Source organism: Streptomyces sp. NPDC096176, from assembly GCF_044763255.1.
In the GTDB taxonomy this organism is placed as follows: domain Bacteria; phylum Actinomycetota; class Actinomycetes; order Streptomycetales; family Streptomycetaceae; genus Streptomyces.
In genome coordinates this window covers 717542-733447 of the sequence record NZ_JBIWFV010000001.1, presented here as the reverse complement: position 1 = coordinate 733447, position 15906 = coordinate 717542, and the positions used below count along the sequence as shown (strand labels likewise).

Genomic DNA, 15906 nt, shown 5'->3' with positions numbered 1-15906 from the left:
AACCCGGGCCCACCACCCCCGCGGGTGATCAAGAGGTCAGGACTTCTCGTTGATCAGCTTGTCGATCTCCGCGTCGGCCTTCTTGGTCGCTTCCTCGACCGACGTGCCCTTGATGATGTCGAGCAGCATGAGCTCGAGGACTTCCGACTTCTCGATCGACGTCCAGCCGGGGGCGATCGGGGTGAACCAGGCATCCGGTACGGCGCCCGCGATCGCCGCGGTCTCCGGCTTCGCCTTCAGCGGCTCGAGCTGCTTGGTGTTGTTCGGAAGGATGTTCTTGGAGGCGAGGACCTCCTGGGACTTGCTGCTGGTGAACATCGCGATCCACTCCTCGCCGAGGTCCTGGACCTTCGACTTGGAGACGGTCGCGAGGTCGGATCCGCCGATGAAGGACGGGAGCACCTTGCCGTTCGGGCCGGGCATGCCCGCCACGCCGATCTTGCCCTCGAGCTTCGGGTTGCCGTTGGCCTTGGAGTCGACGACGCTGCCTGCCTCCCAGCCGTTGCCGTAGAGAAGGCCGGCCTTCTCGTTGGCCATGACGTTGGCGTGGTCCTGCTCGTCCTTCGTCTTGTCACCGTGGTTGTACGTGTCGACCAGGTCGACGAAGTGTTTGATGCCCTGCTGCGCCTCGGGGGTGGAGAGAGCGGACTTCCACTCCTTCTTTCCCTCGTCGTAGGTGGCGATCTCGCCGCCGTACGCGGCGACGTAGGACATGGCGGCGTACCAGTAGCGGCCGGGCAGGTAGAGCGGCGAGAACGCCTTGTCCTTGCCGTACTTCTGCTGGACCTTGTCGAGGGCGGCGGTCAGCTCGGCCTCGGTGGTGGGCAGGGCGTCGGAGCCGGTGCCCGCCTTGAACATGTCCTTGTTGTAGAGCGCGACGCGCGCACCGGCGTAGTAGGGCACGCAGTACTGCTTGCCCTCGAAGGTGCAGGTGTCCTTCAGACCCTGGATCCAGGTGTCCGAGTTCTCGTACTTCGACGGGTCGATCTCGCCGAGGGCGCCGTTGAGGATGTACGTCATGGTCTCGGTGTTGCCGAGCTCCACCACATCCGGGAACTTGTCGCCGGCGAGGGCGGCGTCGAGCTTCTTGGCCTTGTCGCCCCACTGCTGGTACTGGACGTTGACCTTGACGCCCGGGTACTTCTTGTTGAACTCGGCGTTGACGTCCTTGACCAGCTCCGGCCAGGTGCTCTGGGCGTCGCTCATGAGCCAGACGGTCAAGTTCTCCTTGCGGTCCTTGGGGTTCTTGGCCGATTCACCGCTGCCGCCGTCCGACCCACACGCCGCGACCGAGACCATCATGGCCGCCACACCCACCGCTGAAATGAGCTTGCGCTTCACGCCACCCTCCTCAAGGGATGCAAGAGTTGCCCCCCCCACCACCCGGGAGTCGCGCAGCACTTGAGGACGCGCGCCAGATTTCTGCCCTGGGGCTGGGACCTGGCCTCAAATGGTTTAGACCAGTACCGGGAGCTTGGCCTAGACCTTTAGGGGTGTCAAGGGTGTATAAGAAGGGCTGTCGTGTCCGTTATCGGACCGACACCTGAGGGAGGGCGACGACCCGTGACCGGTCCGTGCCACCATGTGAGCCGCAGCAGACGGAGGAGCCGGTGACGGCAGGAGCGCAGCAGTCGGGAAGGCGGACCATGACGACGGACTGGGGCGGCACCGAGGCCGAGGGCGGGGCGCAGACCCGCACCGCGCGCGTGCCCAAGTACTACCGGCTCAAGCGGCACTTGCTGGACATGACGGAAACCCTGCCGCCGGGCACGCCCGTGCCGCCGGAGCGGACACTCGCCGCCGAGTTCGACACCTCGCGCACCACGGTCCGTCAGGCGCTCCAGGAACTGGTCGTCGAGGGCCGGCTCGAACGCATCCAGGGCAAGGGCACGTTCGTCGCCAAGCCCAAGGTGTCGCAGGCGCTCCAGCTCACCTCGTACACAGAGGACATGCGCGCACAGGGCCTCGAGCCCACGTCTCAGCTGCTGGACATCGGATACGTCACAGCGGACGACACCCTCGCCGGACTGCTGGACATCGCGGCCGGCGGCCGGGTGCTGCGCATCGAGCGGCTGCGGCTGGCCAGCGGCGAACCGATGGCCATCGAGACCACGCACCTGTCCGCCAAGCGCTTTCCGGCGCTGCGCCGCAGTCTGGTGAAGTACACCTCGCTCTACACGGCCCTCGCGGAGGTGTACGACGTCCATCTCGCCGAGGCCGAAGAGACGATCGAGACCTCCCTGGCCACCCCGCGCGAGGCCGGCCTGCTCGGCACGGACGTGGGCCTGCCGATGCTGATGCTCTCCCGCCACTCGCTGGACGCCCAGGGCGAGCCCGTGGAGTGGGTCCGCTCGGTCTACCGGGGGGACCGGTACAAGTTCGTGGCACGGCTGAAGCGCCCGACCGACTGACTACTTGAACTGCCCCGACAGCTCAACCGACATGGCGCCGCAGCCCGTTGCGGCGCCATGTCACGTTTTGGCCCCAAGGGCGCGAAGTCGTTGCCGTACCGATATACGGACGGGGGGTGACTCGACGCGAACGGCTCGCCTAGATTTCCTGCCCATTACACAGGTGTTCAGTGAGGGGACGGAGCCGCATGTCCGCAGTGCCCGAGGCGCCACAAGCGCCAGAAGCGCCCGAAGCGAAACCGCCGGTCATCACCCCGGTACGCGTCATCATCGCCCTCTGCCTCTTCGCGCCTTTTGTGGCGATGCTCTGGGTCGGCTCCTACGCGAAGCCCGAACCGACGTTCATCGGCATGCCGTTCTTCTACTGGTACCAGATGCTCTGGGTCCTGATATCGACGGTCCTCACGATGATCGCCTACACGCTCTGGCAGCGTGACCAGCGCTCCCGCCAGGGAGGTGCGTCCCGATGAACGACGGCGTGAACGGCGTCGCGCTCGGCGTCTTCATATTCTTCTTCCTGGCCGTCACGGTCATGGGCTTCCTGGCCGCGCGCTGGCGCAAGGCCGAGAACGAGAACAGCCTCGACGAATGGGGCCTCGGCGGCCGGTCGTTCGGCACCTGGGTGACCTGGTTCCTGCTCGGCGGCGACCTCTACACCGCCTACACCTTCGTCGCCGTCCCGGCGGCCATCTACGCGGCGGGTGCTGCCGGCTTCTTCGCCGTCCCGTACACGATTCTCGTCTACCCCCTGATCTTCACCTTCCTGCCGCGGCTCTGGTCGGTGTCGCACAAGCACGGATACGTCACCACCTCGGACTTCGTCCGCGGGCGCTTCGGCTCAAAGGGCCTGTCCCTGGCGGTCGCCGTCACCGGCATCCTCGCCACCATGCCGTACATCGCGCTCCAGTTGGTCGGCATCCAGGCCGTGCTCGACGTCATGGGCGTCGGCGGCGGCGAGAGCACCCACTGGTTCATCAAGGACCTGCCGCTGCTGATCGCCTTCGGCGTGCTCGCGGCCTACACGTACTCGTCCGGACTGCGTGCCCCGGCGCTCATCGCCTTCGTCAAGGACACGCTGATCTACATCGTCATCGCCGTGGCGATCATCTACATCCCGATCAAGCTCGGCGGCTTCGACGAGATATTCGCCAGTGCCGGTGAGAAGTTCGCACAGGTCAACGAGGCGACGGGCAAGCCGACCGGTGCACTGGTGCCCGGCGAGATGGGTCAGTGGGGCTACGCCACCCTGGCGCTCGGCTCGGCACTGGCGCTCTTCATGTACCCGCACTCGATCACGGCGACGCTCTCCTCGCGCAGCCGTGAGGTGATCCGCCGCAACACCACGATCCTGCCGCTGTACTCGCTGATGCTGGGTCTGCTCGCGCTGCTCGGCTTCATGGCCATCGCGGCCGGTGTGAAGGTGACCAACGGTCAGCTGGCCATCCCACAGCTGTTCGAGAACATGTTCCCGGACTGGTTCGCGGGTGTCGCCTTCGCCGCGATCGGCATCGGCGCGCTGGTGCCGGCGGCGATCATGTCCATCGCCGCGGCGAACCTCTTCACCCGGAACATCTACAAGGACTTCCTCAAGCCCGACGCGACCCCGGCCCAGGAGACCAAGGTCTCCAAACTCGTGTCGCTGCTGGTGAAGGTGGGCGCCCTTGCCTTTGTCCTCACCATGGACAAGACCGTGGCGATCAACTTCCAGCTGCTGGGCGGCATCTGGATCCTACAGACGTTCCCGGCGCTGGTGGGCGGCCTGTTCACCCGCTGGTTCCACCGCTGGGCACTCATCGGCGGCTGGGCGGTCGGCATGATCTACGGCACAGCTGCCGCCTACGGCGTGGCGAGCCCGACGCAGAAGCACTTCGGCGGCTCGTCCGCGGAGATCCCGGGCATCGGGGAGATCGGCTACATCGGCCTCACCGCGTTCGTGCTGAACGTCGTCGTCACCGTGGCCCTCACCTTCGTCCTGCGGGCGGCCAAGGCCCCTGACGGCATCGACGAGACCAGCCCGTCCGACTACACGGCGGACGCCGGCGACCCGGGCGTCAAGGTGGAGCTGCCGCCGGCCACGGCGGGCGCACCCGGCGGTCACTGACCGGTCGCGCGGCAAAGGGCCGCATGCGCCTCCCGGAGGGGAGGCGCATGCGGCCCTTTGGCTTGGGAGGGCCGGTCATGGACCCTCACCTCAGCGACCACGACAGCGGGACCAAGGCCCGGCGCCGGGCGATCGGCTTCATTGTCTGAGACACAACATATGGGGGTGTCCGACTCAACCGCCCCCACATGTATGCTCATCTCGCTGTCGCCGCAGGGGAATCCGGTGCGAATCCGGAACTGTCCCGCAACGGTGTGATCCGGTGCGCTTTGCCGTATCCGACAAGTCCGAGGACCTGCCGACGGTGCATCCGGTTCGACCGATCCGGGTGCCGAGACGTCCGGGCCTCGCGGTTGGGCCGGTGGACGCCGTGCGCCGTGCCCGCCTCCCGGGCCTGCCCGCGTGGCCCCACCTCCCCGCAAGGCCCAGAGCCGAGCGAGGAGAGCACCAGGTGACCATCGCGCCAGCCGATCCGGTCTCAGCGACGGAGAAGGACGGTCCCGGGACCGCACTGCTGCGGACACTGACGGACCTCACGGCCGACCTGCCCGACACCGACCCGGGCAGGGTCGCCGCCGCGGCGCTGCGCGGCCGGAACGCCGGGTCGGACGAGGCCGAGCTGCGATCCCTCGCCACCGACGCGGCCGCGGGCCTCATTTCGGAGGACCCGGCCTACTCTCGGCTCGCGGCACGCCTGCTGACCCGCACGATCGCCGACGAGGCGGCAGGGCAGGGCGTGGAGTCCTTCTCGTCCTCGGTCGCCGTCGGCCACCGCGAGGGCCTGATCGCCGACCGTACGGCCGCGTTCGTGGCGCTGCACGCCGCCCGGCTGGACGCGCTGATCGACACCGACGCCGACGACCGGTTCGGCTACTTCGGTCTGCGCACGCTCTACAGCCGCTATCTGCTGCGTCACCCCATCACCCGCCAGGTCGTCGAGACGCCCCAGCACTTCATGCTGCGTGTCGCCGCCGGTCTGGCGGAGGACGAATCGGTACGCGCTCTCGACGAAGTCGCGTCGCTGTACGCCCTGATGAGCCGGCTCGACTATCTGCCCTCCTCCCCCACGCTTTTCAACTCGGGCACCCGGCACCCGCAGATGTCGTCCTGCTACCTGCTGGACTCGCCGCTCGACGAACTCGACTCGATCTACGACCGCTACCACCAGGTCGCCCGGCTCTCCAAGCACGCCGGTGGCATCGGGCTCTCGTACTCCCGTATCCGCGCCCGCGGTTCGCTGATCCGCGGCACCAACGGGCACTCCAACGGCATCGTCCCGTTCCTGAAGACGCTCGACGCGTCGGTCGCCGCGGTGAACCAGGGAGGCCGGCGCAAGGGCGCCGCCGCGATCTACCTGGAGACGTGGCACGCGGACATCGAGGAGTTCCTGGAGCTGCGCGACAACACCGGTGAGGACGCCCGGCGTACGCACAACCTGAACCTCGCGCACTGGATCCCCGACGAGTTCATGCGGCGCGTCGAGGCGGACACGCAGTGGTCGCTCTTCTCACCGGTCGACGTTCCCGAGCTGGTCGACCTGTGGGGCGACGAGTTCGACGCCGCCTACCGCAAGGCGGAGGCGGCGGGCCTGGCCCGCAAGTCGATCCCGGCCAGGGACCTGTACGGCCGGATGATGCGCACCCTCGCCCAGACCGGCAACGGCTGGATGACCTTCAAGGACGCGTCCAACCGCACCGCGAACCAGACCGCCGAACCCGGCCGGGTCGTGCACTCCTCGAACCTGTGCACCGAGATCCTCGAGGTGACGGACGACGGCGAGACGGCTGTGTGCAATCTCGGCTCGGTCAACCTCGGGGCCTTCGTCAGCGACGACAGCGGCGACGGCATCGACTGGGAGCGGCTGGACGCCACTGTCCGAACCGCCGTCACCTTCCTCGACCGGGTCGTCGACATCAACTTCTACCCCACCGAGCAAGCCGGCCGTTCCAATGCCAGGTGGCGCCCGGTGGGCCTCGGCGCGATGGGCCTCCAGGACGTCTTCTTCAAGCTGCGGCTGCCCTTCGACTCGCCCGAGGCGAAGGCCTTGTCGACGCGGATCGCCGAGCGGATCATGCTGGCCGCGTACGAGGCGTCCTGCGACCTCGCCGAGCGCAACGGCCCCCTGCCGGCCTGGTCCGAGACCCGCGCGGCCCGCGGCGTGCTGCACCCGGACCACTACGACACCGCGCTCAACTGGCCCGAGCGCTGGGACGCCCTGCGCGCCCGTGTCGCCTCGGTCGGCATGCGCAACTCGCTGCTGCTGGCCATCGCCCCGACGGCAACCATCGCCTCGATCGCGGGCGTGTACGAGTGCATCGAGCCGCAGGTCTCCAACCTGTTCAAGCGCGAGACGCTCAGCGGTGAGTTCCTCCAGGTCAACTCCTACCTGGTGGAGGAGCTGAAGCGGCTCGGCGTCTGGGACGCCCAGACGCGGGAGGCGCTGCGCGAGTCGAACGGCTCCGTACAGGGCTTCGGCTGGGTCCCGGCCGAGGTACGGGCGCTGTACCGCACGGCCTGGGAGATCCCGCAGCGCGGCCTGATCGACATGGCGGCGGCCCGTACGCCGTTCCTGGACCAGAGCCAGTCGCTGAACCTGTTTCTGGAGACGCCGACGATCGGCAAGCTCAGCTCGATGTACGCGCACGCCTGGAAGCAGGGTCTGAAGACGACGTACTACCTGCGCTCCCGCCCGGCGACCCGCATCGCGCGCGCCGCACAGGCGACCATCCCCGTCCAGCAGGCCACCGACCCCGATGCCGTCGCCTGCTCCCTGGAAAACCCCGAGTCCTGCGAGGCCTGCCAGTAATGCCGGAGAACACCACCAAGAACCTGCTCGACCCGGGCTTCGAACTGACCCTGCGTCCGATGCGCTACCCGGACTTCTACGAGCGCTACCGCGACGCCATCAAGAACACCTGGACCGTGGAGGAGGTCGACCTCCACTCGGACGTCGCCGACCTCGCCAAGCTCACCCCGTCCGAGCAGCATCTGATCGGCCGGCTGGTCGCCTTCTTCGCGACCGGCGACTCGATCGTCGCGAACAACCTGGTGCTCACTCTCTACAAGCACATCAACTCCCCGGAGGCGCGGCTGTATCTGTCGCGCCAGCTGTTCGAGGAGGCCGTGCACGTCCAGTTCTATCTGACGCTGCTGGACACCTACCTCCCCGATCCCGAGGACCGTACGGCCGCCTTCGCGGCGGTCGAGAACATCCCGTCGATCCGGGAGAAGGCCCAGTTCTGCTTCAAGTGGATGGACTCCGTGGAGACCATCGACCGGCTGGAGACGACGTCGGACCGCCGGCGCTTCCTGCTGAACCTGATCTGCTTCGCCGCCTGCATCGAGGGCCTGTTCTTCTACGGCGCCTTCGCCTACGTGTACTGGTTCCGCTCCCGCGGTCTGCTGCACGGCCTGGCCACCGGCACCAACTGGGTGTTCCGCGACGAGACGATGCACATGAACTTCGCCTTCGAGGTCGTGGACACCGTCCGCAAGGAGGAGCCGGAGCTGTTCGACGACGAGCTCCAGCAACAGGTCACGGACATGCTGCGCGAGGCGGTGGAGGCCGAGCTGCAGTTCGGCCGGGATCTGTGCGGTGACGGCCTGCCGGGCATGAACACCGAGTCGATGCGCGAGTATCTGGAGTGCGTCGCCGACCAGCGGCTCACCCGGCTGGGCTTCGCCCCGGTGTACGGCTCGCAGAACCCCTTCTCGTTCATGGAGCTGCAGGGCGTCCAGGAGTTGACGAACTTCTTCGAGCGCCGCCCGTCGGCCTACCAGGTGGCGGTCGAGGGTTCCGTCGGCTTCGACGACGACTTCTGATCACCGCGGACCACCGGAGCGGCCCGCACCTCGCACGGGGGAGGTGCGAGCCGCCTCGGTTCAGATGCCGCAGCTGGACGCCGACCAGAACCGGCTGCTCCGGTGGTCGACGTGCGTGTGGTCGCTGTGGCCCGGGTAGCCGGGGCCGAGGATGCCGTTGAAGCCGTGGTTGCGCGCAGTCTGGGCGAGCTTGCACAGCGAGTGCGGCCCGGCGCCGAGATCGGCGGCGTCGCCGTACAGATGACGGCTGTTGGAGGCCCCGCCGACCGCGCTGTTGCATGCCTGCGAGCGGAAGCCGCTGGTCACTGTGACGGGCTGGTCTCCGAGCGCGTGGCGCAGGGCCTCCAGCTTCCACATGGTGCGCAGGGCGTTGGACTTGGCGGTCGCCGCGCTGACGGCGCCGCCGGACCAGGTGGTGTTGCAGTCGTTGAGTTCGGCGTAGCTGAAGTGGACGGGCGTGCAGTCGCTGTCCTGGAGCGCATAGATCTTGCTGAAGGTGGCGGGGCCGGCGACTCCGTCGGCGCTGAGTCCGTAGGCGGACTGGAAGCGCTTGACGGCGGCCGTGGTCGCCGGTCCGTAGGCGCCGTCGATGGCGAGCACGCCGCCGGCGCCGGGGTAGCCGGCGATCCTGATCTGGAGCTGTGTGACGTCGGCGCCGGAGGCTCCCTGGGAGAGGGTGCGCGACCACGTGTAGCAGTCGTCGGCCTGGGCGGAACCGGCCGTTGCCACGACCCCGGCCAATCCGGCAGCCATGAGCATGACAATAGACAGCAGAAGTCGTGCGGTACGTCTGAGCATTGCGCCTCCATGCCGAGAGAGCGGTGTACCGCAGAGACTGGCCGCCCCGTCGACGCGCGTCAACAGCACCTGGGCTGCCGTCATTTGTCGGCCCAATGACGACTCGACGACCGGCAGGCGGCACAGCAGAGCCCCGCTCGCAGGACGAACGGGGCCCGGCCTGCGCGGCGAGTCAGTCGTTGGCCACGACCGAGTAGCGCGGAGTGCCCTCCGCCATCTGCCGGAGCGCGTCCTTGCGCTCGCGCTTGGAGAGCCGGTCGATGTAGAGGTACCCGTACAGGTGGTCCGTCTCGTGCTGCAGGCAGCGGGCGAAGTAGCCGGTGCCGCGCACCTTGATCGGGTTGCCCTCGGCGTCCTGCCCGCGCACCACCGCGTAGTCGGGGCGGGCCAGCGAGGCGTAGGCCGTCGGGACCGACAGGCAGCCCTCGTTGGAGTCGTCGAGGGCACGCTGCTCGGGCGCCAGCTCCTCCAGGACGGGGTTGCAGACGACGCCGGTGTGCCGTACCCCCTCGTCGTCCGGGCAGTCGTAGACGAAGACCTTCAGGTCCACACCGATCTGGTTGGCGGCCAGGCCCACGCCCTCCGCCGCCTTCTGGCTGGCGAACATGTCGTCGATGAGCGCGGCGAGCTTGTCGTCGAACTCGGTGACGTCCTTGCACTCCTTGTGGAGAACCGGGTTGCCGACGACCGTGATCGGGCGGGCGGTGCCGCGCTCGCGGTACGCCAGCTCGCGCTCCTCGCAGTTCTCCGTGTCCACGACGAAGCCGTCGTTCACCTGCTCGTCCGTCTCCTGCTGCGACTGCTGCGACGCCATGTCAGCCGTACGCCTTCCTCAGTACCGATCCCTGGCCCGATGCCGGGTCACCTGCGTAGTCCGTACAGCCTACGGGCAGGCGTCAGCAGACTTCTTCGAGATCCCGCCACTCACGGGAGTCCGGGCTGTCGGCGACCCAGCCGTCCAGCAGGCCCCGCACCAGACCGGCGGGCGCCGCGATCCCGCACTCGCGCTCCGGCGACCAGAGATCCCCGCCCGTGCGGTGTCCCAGCGGTCCCGGGTGACCCGGCTCACTGTGGTCGTGCGGGTCGAGGTGCTCCCCCTCCCCCTCCGCGCTCGGCATGCTGCCCTCGGAACAGGCCCGGCACAGCAGCCGCACCGAGGACGACCAGTCCTCCGCGGCGAACCCGGCGTCGGCCGCCAGCCGCTCAAGGGCGTCCCGGTCGGACTCCGTGGCCGCCTCCAGCAGCACCACCCAGGTGGGGACGGGCGAAGGGGCCCACAGCTCGATCTCGTCGAAGACCGGGAACGACGGCCCGGCCGTAGTGGTGCGCTCTCCGTTCGGGACGCCGTCGTGCAGGACGACCTCGCCCCAGCGCCGCCCGGACGAGGGCAGCGGGATGGAGAGCACTTCTATCCGTGCCGGGTCGAGCCTGCGGCCCCAGACCACCTCGGCCTCGCCCTCCGGAGAGAGCCGGACCGCGGCGCTGCCGAGGTCCATGCCGACGGGTTCGCCGTTGGCGGCGGCCGCTCCCGGAACCTTCAGCCCGTACGCCTGCCAGGCGCGGCGGGCCAGCGGCCAGTCCTGCAGGGCGGTGGCGGCGATCCCGACGTTCCACCAGTCGGGGGCGCCGGCCTCCTTGTCCAGCAGGGCGACCGCCCGCAGCCCCGCGGCGCGGGCCTGCTCCCAGTCGTGCCGGAACTTATGCAGCAGCGCCAGATTGAACCAGGACTCCGAGAGCCACGGCTCCAGGTCCGCCGCCCTCGTCAGCAGCGCGCCCGCGTCCTCGTACCGGCCGTCGCCGATCAGCGTGAACGCGCGGTCCGTGGCCTGCCGCCAAGAGGCGGAGGGCCGATGCCGTACCTTCCCGAAGATCCTCACGATTCCCGCCTGCCGGTCGCTCGGGTCGCTGCCCGGACGCATGACTGTGGTGCCTGCTTCTGTGCCTTCTTTCGCATCCAACCATGCCCGGTCGCAGGCTCGCTCATTACCCATGGGTTACCCCGTTGGGACCGCGGACAGACCGCCTCAGGCAAGGACTCTGCCGAGGACCCTGGCAAGGGATTCGACCACCTCGGGCTGGTAGTCGTGCCCCGTGCCCAGGCGCAGCTGCTCCAACGCGCTGAGCGCCCCGCCCGCACTTCCTCCGCTTCCCCCGGCCAGGTCGTCGTATGCGTTGACCGCACGAACGATCCGGGCCGCCAGCGGCTGCTCCCGGTACGGGTCCGCCTGCTGCTCCACCACGGCGGCGACGGACGCCGGAACCCCGGTCTGACGGACCACGGCGCCGCCGAGCAGCGCGATACGGCGCTGCTCGGCGGCGGGCAGCAAGGCGGTGGCGCCCTCCGGGACGGGGTCGACGAGAGACAGCTGGCCGATGTCGTGCATCAGCGCCGCGTGCTCCAGCACGGTCAGTTCGGGACCGGACAGACCCATGTCGCGCCCGACGGCCGTGCTGAGCGCCGCGACCCGGTGGGCGTGGCCGGGCCGGGTGTAGCCGGCGACCTCGGTCGCGCGGGCCAGGGAGGCAATGGTCTGCCCGTAGGTGGTGCGCACGGCCGCGTACCGCCGGAACGACAGCTGGGTGAGGAGCAGCGGAACGCAGAACACGGGCAGCGCCCACAGGCCGGCGACGGCCACGGCGAGGGCCATGACCGCGCCCGTCGCGCAGACTGCGGACCCGATCCCCAGCAGCGCGCGCAGTTCGTCACGGAGCAGCGGCCCGAACGGGACAGGAGTGCCACCCGCCCCTCCGAGGCCGGGCAGCGTACGGGCGCGCAGCATCGCGGCGGCCAGAACGGCATCGCACAGAGCGGTGAGCACGAGCAGGACCAGCAGGAAGAGCGCGTAGTACGGCCCCTGGCCCAGTCGGAGGTCCAACGCGCCGGAGATGTAGAGCGGTTGGAAGCACACGGCGGCGAAGGCGACGGTCAGCACCCGCCGCGCCAGATGATCGAGCGCGGGTCCCTGCCCGCGGGCGACGTGCGGCACGGCGCCGACGAGTGCCGCGGCGACGACGACGGCCACGACCTGGAATGCCCCGTGCCCCGTCGGCTCCCCGGCGCATTCGCCGAGCAGGGCGTACGCGAGCGCGCCCGCGGCCCCGAGCGGAGCCGGCTCCCGCACCCCGGGCCCCTCGAGCCCAGACGGCTCCGCCGCCCTGGGCACGGCCTCCCACCGGGCGAGCTCCCCGAGTGCGATGAACACGCCGAAGGCGAGGGCGTTCCCCGGCTGCACCACTCCGTGGAGGACGACCCAGACGAGAGCGGTCGCGGTCACGGCGACAGCGGCGGCATGCACGGCGTGCACGACGCCCCGGGAACGGCGCGCCCGGAGGCCGTTCACACGCTGCTGCGGGCCCGGCGGCCGCTCAACCTGTCCGTAACTGATGCGAGGCCCCCGTCCCCGGAGTCCGCGGCAGCCGGGACGGGCCCATCGGCACCGTCGCCTCGTCCGACATCACCGATGTCTGCCACCCGTGCCGCTCCAGCGCCCGCACCAGGGCCCGCACCATCCGAGGATCGAACTGCGTGCCCGCGCACCGCTCCAGCTCTTCGAGCGCGACCGCCACCGGCCGCGCGCGCCGGTAGGAACGGGTGGACGTCATCGCGTCGAACGCGTCCGCGACCGCCACCACACGCGCGAACTCCGGGATCTGGCTGCCGACGAGACCATACGGATAACCGCTGCCGTCCATCCGCTCGTGGTGGTGCAGGATCGCGGCGCGCGCCTCCCCGAGGAAGCCGATACCGCGCACCATCTCGTGCCCGTACTCCGGATGCAGCTCGATCACCCGCCGCTCTTCCGGAGTCAGCGGCCCCTCCTTGCGCAACACCCTCGTCGGCACGCCGAGCTTGCCCACGTCGTGCAAGATCCCGGCGAACCGCACGACCTCCAGGCGCTCTTCCTCCATGCTCAGCTCCCGGGCGATCAGCACAGAGGCCCGTCCGACCCGTTCGCTGTGCCCGCGCGTGTACCGGTCCTTGATGTCGACGGCCTGCACCAGCGCCCGGATCGTCGCCTGATGGGCGGCGCGCTCACGGTGGTACTGGGCGAAGATCCAGCAGGAGATGTACATGGGCAGCAGCACGAAGAGGGCCGACAGCGGCCCGTACGGGCTCCCCCACAGCACCGCCATCATCAGCCCGGCGAGCCCGTGCACGCAGTGCGGGGCCGGCGACGCGTGCGAGAGCCCCCGCCGTGCGCCGCGCCACGGAACCCGCTCCGCCGTCGCGCGGATTGCGCCGTCGAGGAGAGTCAGCAGCAGGCAGAAGGCGAGCGCCCCGGCAAGCGCCGGCACCAGTGCGTACGGGAAGTCCGGTGCCCTCGGGGTCGGTTCACCGCCGAGCAACTGATACGCATGGGCGGCCGCCCACGTAGCAAGCGCGAGCTGCGCCGCTCGCCAGATCCGCCGGGCAGCGGCCGGTGGACCGTCCACCTGCCCCAGCAGCGCGCCGGGCAGGGACACCAGCGCGGCTGCCGCCGGCGGCAGCAGAAAGGCCGCGGCGAGCAGCACCGGGAAGAACGTGCCCGCCCCCACGGGGACGGAGTCCCCGAGACAGCGGCAGCGCGCGGGGATCTCGCACCCGGTGTACAGGCCCATGAGCAGCAGCACCGTGCCCCACGGCGGCGCGGCGGCGGAGCCCGTCGACACGAGCGGAGACATGGCGGCGACGGCGCACAGGACCGCGGCGGCGATACAGGCGCGCGCTGCCGTCGGTATGCCAGTCACTGCCCCGCACCCTCCTCAGCGCCTCCTCGAAGCAGCGCCACGCTAACGAGTCGGGGCGTCAGGGGAGGCTGTACACCGAGCATCCGCACGTTCGGGTGACAGGGGGAGCGATTGAAAGGCGGACGAACGCAGAAGGTGCACCGCGGTTCCCGCGGCGCACCTTCTGCGTGTATCTGTGCCGCGCCTACTCCTGGGCAGTCGCCACATCGCTGTCGGGCACGACCTGGCCCGACCGGATCAGGTCGATGCGCCCCATGACCTTGGCCCGCAGGTCGCTGGGCACGTCATCCTGCCCGCAGCACCGCTTGACCAACTTCTTCACGGCCTGCTCCAGGCCGTACTTCTCCAGGCACGGGGAGCACTCCTCGAAGTGCACCTCGAACTTCGTGCAGTCGCTGTCGGGCATCTCATGGTCGAGAAACTCGTAGAGATGGTCCAGGACCTCTGAGCAGTCCGTCTCGTGCGGCTCTCCGCAGCTCATGAGCCCGAGCCTTTCGCGTCGTTCGACTCCCCCGCACCGGCCGGGACGAGCCCGCGCTCGCGGGCGTAGTCCTCGAGCATGCCGCGCAGTTGGCGGCGGCCACGGTGCAGGCGGGACATCACCGTACCGATGGGTGTTCCCATGATGTCCGCGATCTCCTTGTACGCAAAGCCCTCTACGTCGGCAAGATAGACCGCGATCCGGAACTCCTCGGGGATCGCCTGCAGCGCTTCCTTGACGTCCGAATCCGGCAGATGGTCGAGGGCCTGCGACTCGGCGGAGCGCAGACCGGTCGACATGTGCGACTCGGCACGCGCGAGCTGCCAGTCCTCGATCTCCTCCGCGGCGCTCCGCTGGGGCTCGCGCTGCTTCTTGCGGTAGGAGTTGATGAACGTGTTCGTGAGGATCCGGTACATCCACGCCTTGAGGTTGGTGCCCTCACGGAACTGGTGGAAGGACCCGTATGCCTTCGCGTACGTCTCCTGCACAAGATCTTCGGCATCGGCGGGATTGCGCGTCATGCGCAGCGCGGCCGAGTACATCTGGTCCAGATAGCCGAGAGCGTCCCGCTCGAAGCGGGCATTGCGCTCGGCAGTCGTCTCCTCGGACTTCTGCGCCTGACCGTCGTCGGTCCCTGCGTCGGTCCCAGTGACCGGACCCACCTCCTCCAACGCTGTTGTGGGGCCGAATGCGGACCCACTCGAATCGGAGAATAGTCGACCTTGGTGGCCCGGGCGCTGCCGATTCACATCAGCCGCCGCCGAAGCCGCCCCGGTCTTGCCCGACGACAGCACCGTCCACTCGAGCTCTGTGCTGCGCTCGGCTGTCGGGCAGAAGGTCGTACCCATGCGGCGGACTCCCTACTCACGCTCCGTACTGACATCCGCCACAACAGCCGGGGCCCGGGTGTCATTCCCGTAGCGACCGTGTCCACTGCGTCACAGCGTCCGTGATCGTCCGGAGGGTCCGGGCCTCCTCGATCCCGGCCCGCTTGGGCACGGCGAAACCATGATCCCCGTACGCCACTTCCACGAGCTCGTACGCCCCTTCGGGGAACTCCGCCGGCTTCCCGAACGGATCGGCGCCGCCCTGGACGACCAGCGTCGGCACACCCGCGCCGAGGAGCTCGTCGGCGCGGGACTTCTCCGGCCGGCCGGGCGGATGCAGGGGAAAGCTCAGGGCGAGCACTCCCGCGGCGCCCAGCTCGGCGGCGGTCCGGCAAGCCACCCGGGCGCCGGCGCTGCGTCCGCCGGCGACGACGGGCAGCCCCGTCTTCGCGAGCATCGGCCAGAGGTCCCGCCACCCGGTGTCCAGGGTTTTCGGCGCCGGCGCCAGTTTCTTGCCGGCGACGCGCCACGGCTGCTCGACGAGAGCGACGGTGACGCCGTGCCGCGGCAGCACCGCGGCGATCGCCTGCAGGTCCCGCGCCTCGATCCCGCCACCGGCCCCGTGTCCGAGCGCGAGCACGAGGCGGGCACCTTTGCCCACGTGCCAGGTGATCCGAGCGTCTCCGCCACCGACAGCGACGATCTCTCTCCGCTCCATCCGGCCATTCTCTCCCGGCC

At 69.4% G+C, this 15906-nt stretch carries 14 protein-coding genes and 1 riboswitch; of the genes, 5 read left to right on the top strand and 9 right to left on the bottom strand.

The window, feature by feature from the left end:
• Nucleotides 1–36 precede the first annotated feature (36 nt).
• Nucleotides 37–1341, bottom strand: coding sequence for a sugar ABC transporter substrate-binding protein (locus tag ACIQ7Q_RS03540; protein WP_403855811.1), 1305 nt, complete (start codon nt 1339–1341; stop codon nt 37–39).
• A gap of 305 nt (nt 1342–1646) precedes the next feature.
• Between ACIQ7Q_RS03540 and ACIQ7Q_RS03535 the strand changes: the two genes are divergently transcribed.
• From ACIQ7Q_RS03535 to ACIQ7Q_RS03515, 5 genes are all read left to right on the top strand, one after another.
• Nucleotides 1647–2411, top strand: coding sequence for a GntR family transcriptional regulator (locus ACIQ7Q_RS03535; RefSeq protein WP_403855809.1), 765 nt, complete (start codon nt 1647–1649; stop codon nt 2409–2411).
• 188 nt (nt 2412–2599) lie between these two features.
• Nucleotides 2600–2881 (top strand): DUF3311 domain-containing protein, encoded by a 282-nt coding sequence (locus tag ACIQ7Q_RS03530; protein WP_403855807.1) that lies wholly within the window; start codon nt 2600–2602, stop codon nt 2879–2881.
• Nucleotides 2878–4512, top strand: coding sequence for a monocarboxylate uptake permease MctP (gene mctP / locus ACIQ7Q_RS03525; RefSeq protein WP_403855805.1), 1635 nt, complete (start codon nt 2878–2880; stop codon nt 4510–4512). Before ACIQ7Q_RS03530 ends, mctP begins: the two co-directional genes overlap by 4 nt.
• 146 nt (nt 4513–4658) lie before the next feature.
• A riboswitch (cobalamin riboswitch) is annotated at nt 4659–4830 on the top strand.
• A 133-nt stretch (nt 4831–4963) separates the two neighbouring features.
• The gene (locus tag ACIQ7Q_RS03520; RefSeq protein ID WP_403855803.1) at nt 4964–7318 is read left to right on the top strand and encodes a ribonucleoside-diphosphate reductase subunit alpha; all 2355 of its coding nucleotides are present in this window, start codon (nt 4964–4966) and stop codon (nt 7316–7318) included.
• Complete coding sequence (locus ACIQ7Q_RS03515) at nt 7318–8334, top strand: ribonucleotide-diphosphate reductase subunit beta (RefSeq protein ID WP_403855801.1); 1017 nt, start codon at nt 7318–7320, stop codon at nt 8332–8334. The genes ACIQ7Q_RS03520 and ACIQ7Q_RS03515 overlap by 1 nt, the downstream gene beginning before the upstream one ends.
• A 60-nt stretch (nt 8335–8394) precedes the next feature.
• On the opposite strand, the gene ACIQ7Q_RS03510 is transcribed toward ACIQ7Q_RS03515, so the two are convergent.
• From ACIQ7Q_RS03510 to ACIQ7Q_RS03475, 8 genes are all read right to left on the bottom strand, one after another.
• Nucleotides 8395–9132 (bottom strand): D-Ala-D-Ala carboxypeptidase family metallohydrolase, encoded by a 738-nt coding sequence (locus ACIQ7Q_RS03510; RefSeq protein ID WP_403855799.1) that lies wholly within the window; start codon nt 9130–9132, stop codon nt 8395–8397.
• 172 nt (nt 9133–9304) lie between these two features.
• A complete protein-coding gene (gene def, locus ACIQ7Q_RS03505; RefSeq protein WP_403855797.1) occupies nt 9305–9946 on the bottom strand; it encodes a peptide deformylase in 642 nt (213 codons plus the stop codon).
• A gap of 82 nt (nt 9947–10028) precedes the next feature.
• Complete coding sequence (locus ACIQ7Q_RS03500) at nt 10029–11009, bottom strand: tetratricopeptide repeat protein (RefSeq protein WP_403856417.1); 981 nt, start codon at nt 11007–11009, stop codon at nt 10029–10031.
• A 147-nt stretch (nt 11010–11156) separates the two neighbouring features.
• A complete protein-coding gene (locus ACIQ7Q_RS03495) occupies nt 11157–12407 on the bottom strand; it encodes an HD-GYP domain-containing protein (RefSeq protein ID WP_403855795.1) in 1251 nt (416 codons plus the stop codon).
• 91 nt (nt 12408–12498) lie between these two features.
• Nucleotides 12499–13860, bottom strand: coding sequence for an HD-GYP domain-containing protein (locus ACIQ7Q_RS03490; protein WP_403855793.1), 1362 nt, complete (start codon nt 13858–13860; stop codon nt 12499–12501).
• 184 nt (nt 13861–14044) lie between these two features.
• Nucleotides 14045–14341, bottom strand: a complete 297-nt coding sequence (rsrA, locus tag ACIQ7Q_RS03485; protein ID WP_403855791.1) for a mycothiol system anti-sigma-R factor — start codon at nt 14339–14341, stop codon at nt 14045–14047.
• The gene (locus ACIQ7Q_RS03480; protein WP_356637780.1) at nt 14338–15003 is read right to left on the bottom strand and encodes a sigma-70 family RNA polymerase sigma factor; all 666 of its coding nucleotides are present in this window, start codon (nt 15001–15003) and stop codon (nt 14338–14340) included. Before ACIQ7Q_RS03480 ends, rsrA begins: the two co-directional genes overlap by 4 nt.
• 247 nt (nt 15004–15250) lie before the next feature.
• On the bottom strand, nt 15251–15886 hold the full coding sequence (locus ACIQ7Q_RS03475; RefSeq protein ID WP_403855788.1) for an alpha/beta family hydrolase: 636 nt from the start codon (nt 15884–15886) through the stop codon (nt 15251–15253).
• Nucleotides 15887–15906: the final 20 nt, after the last annotated feature.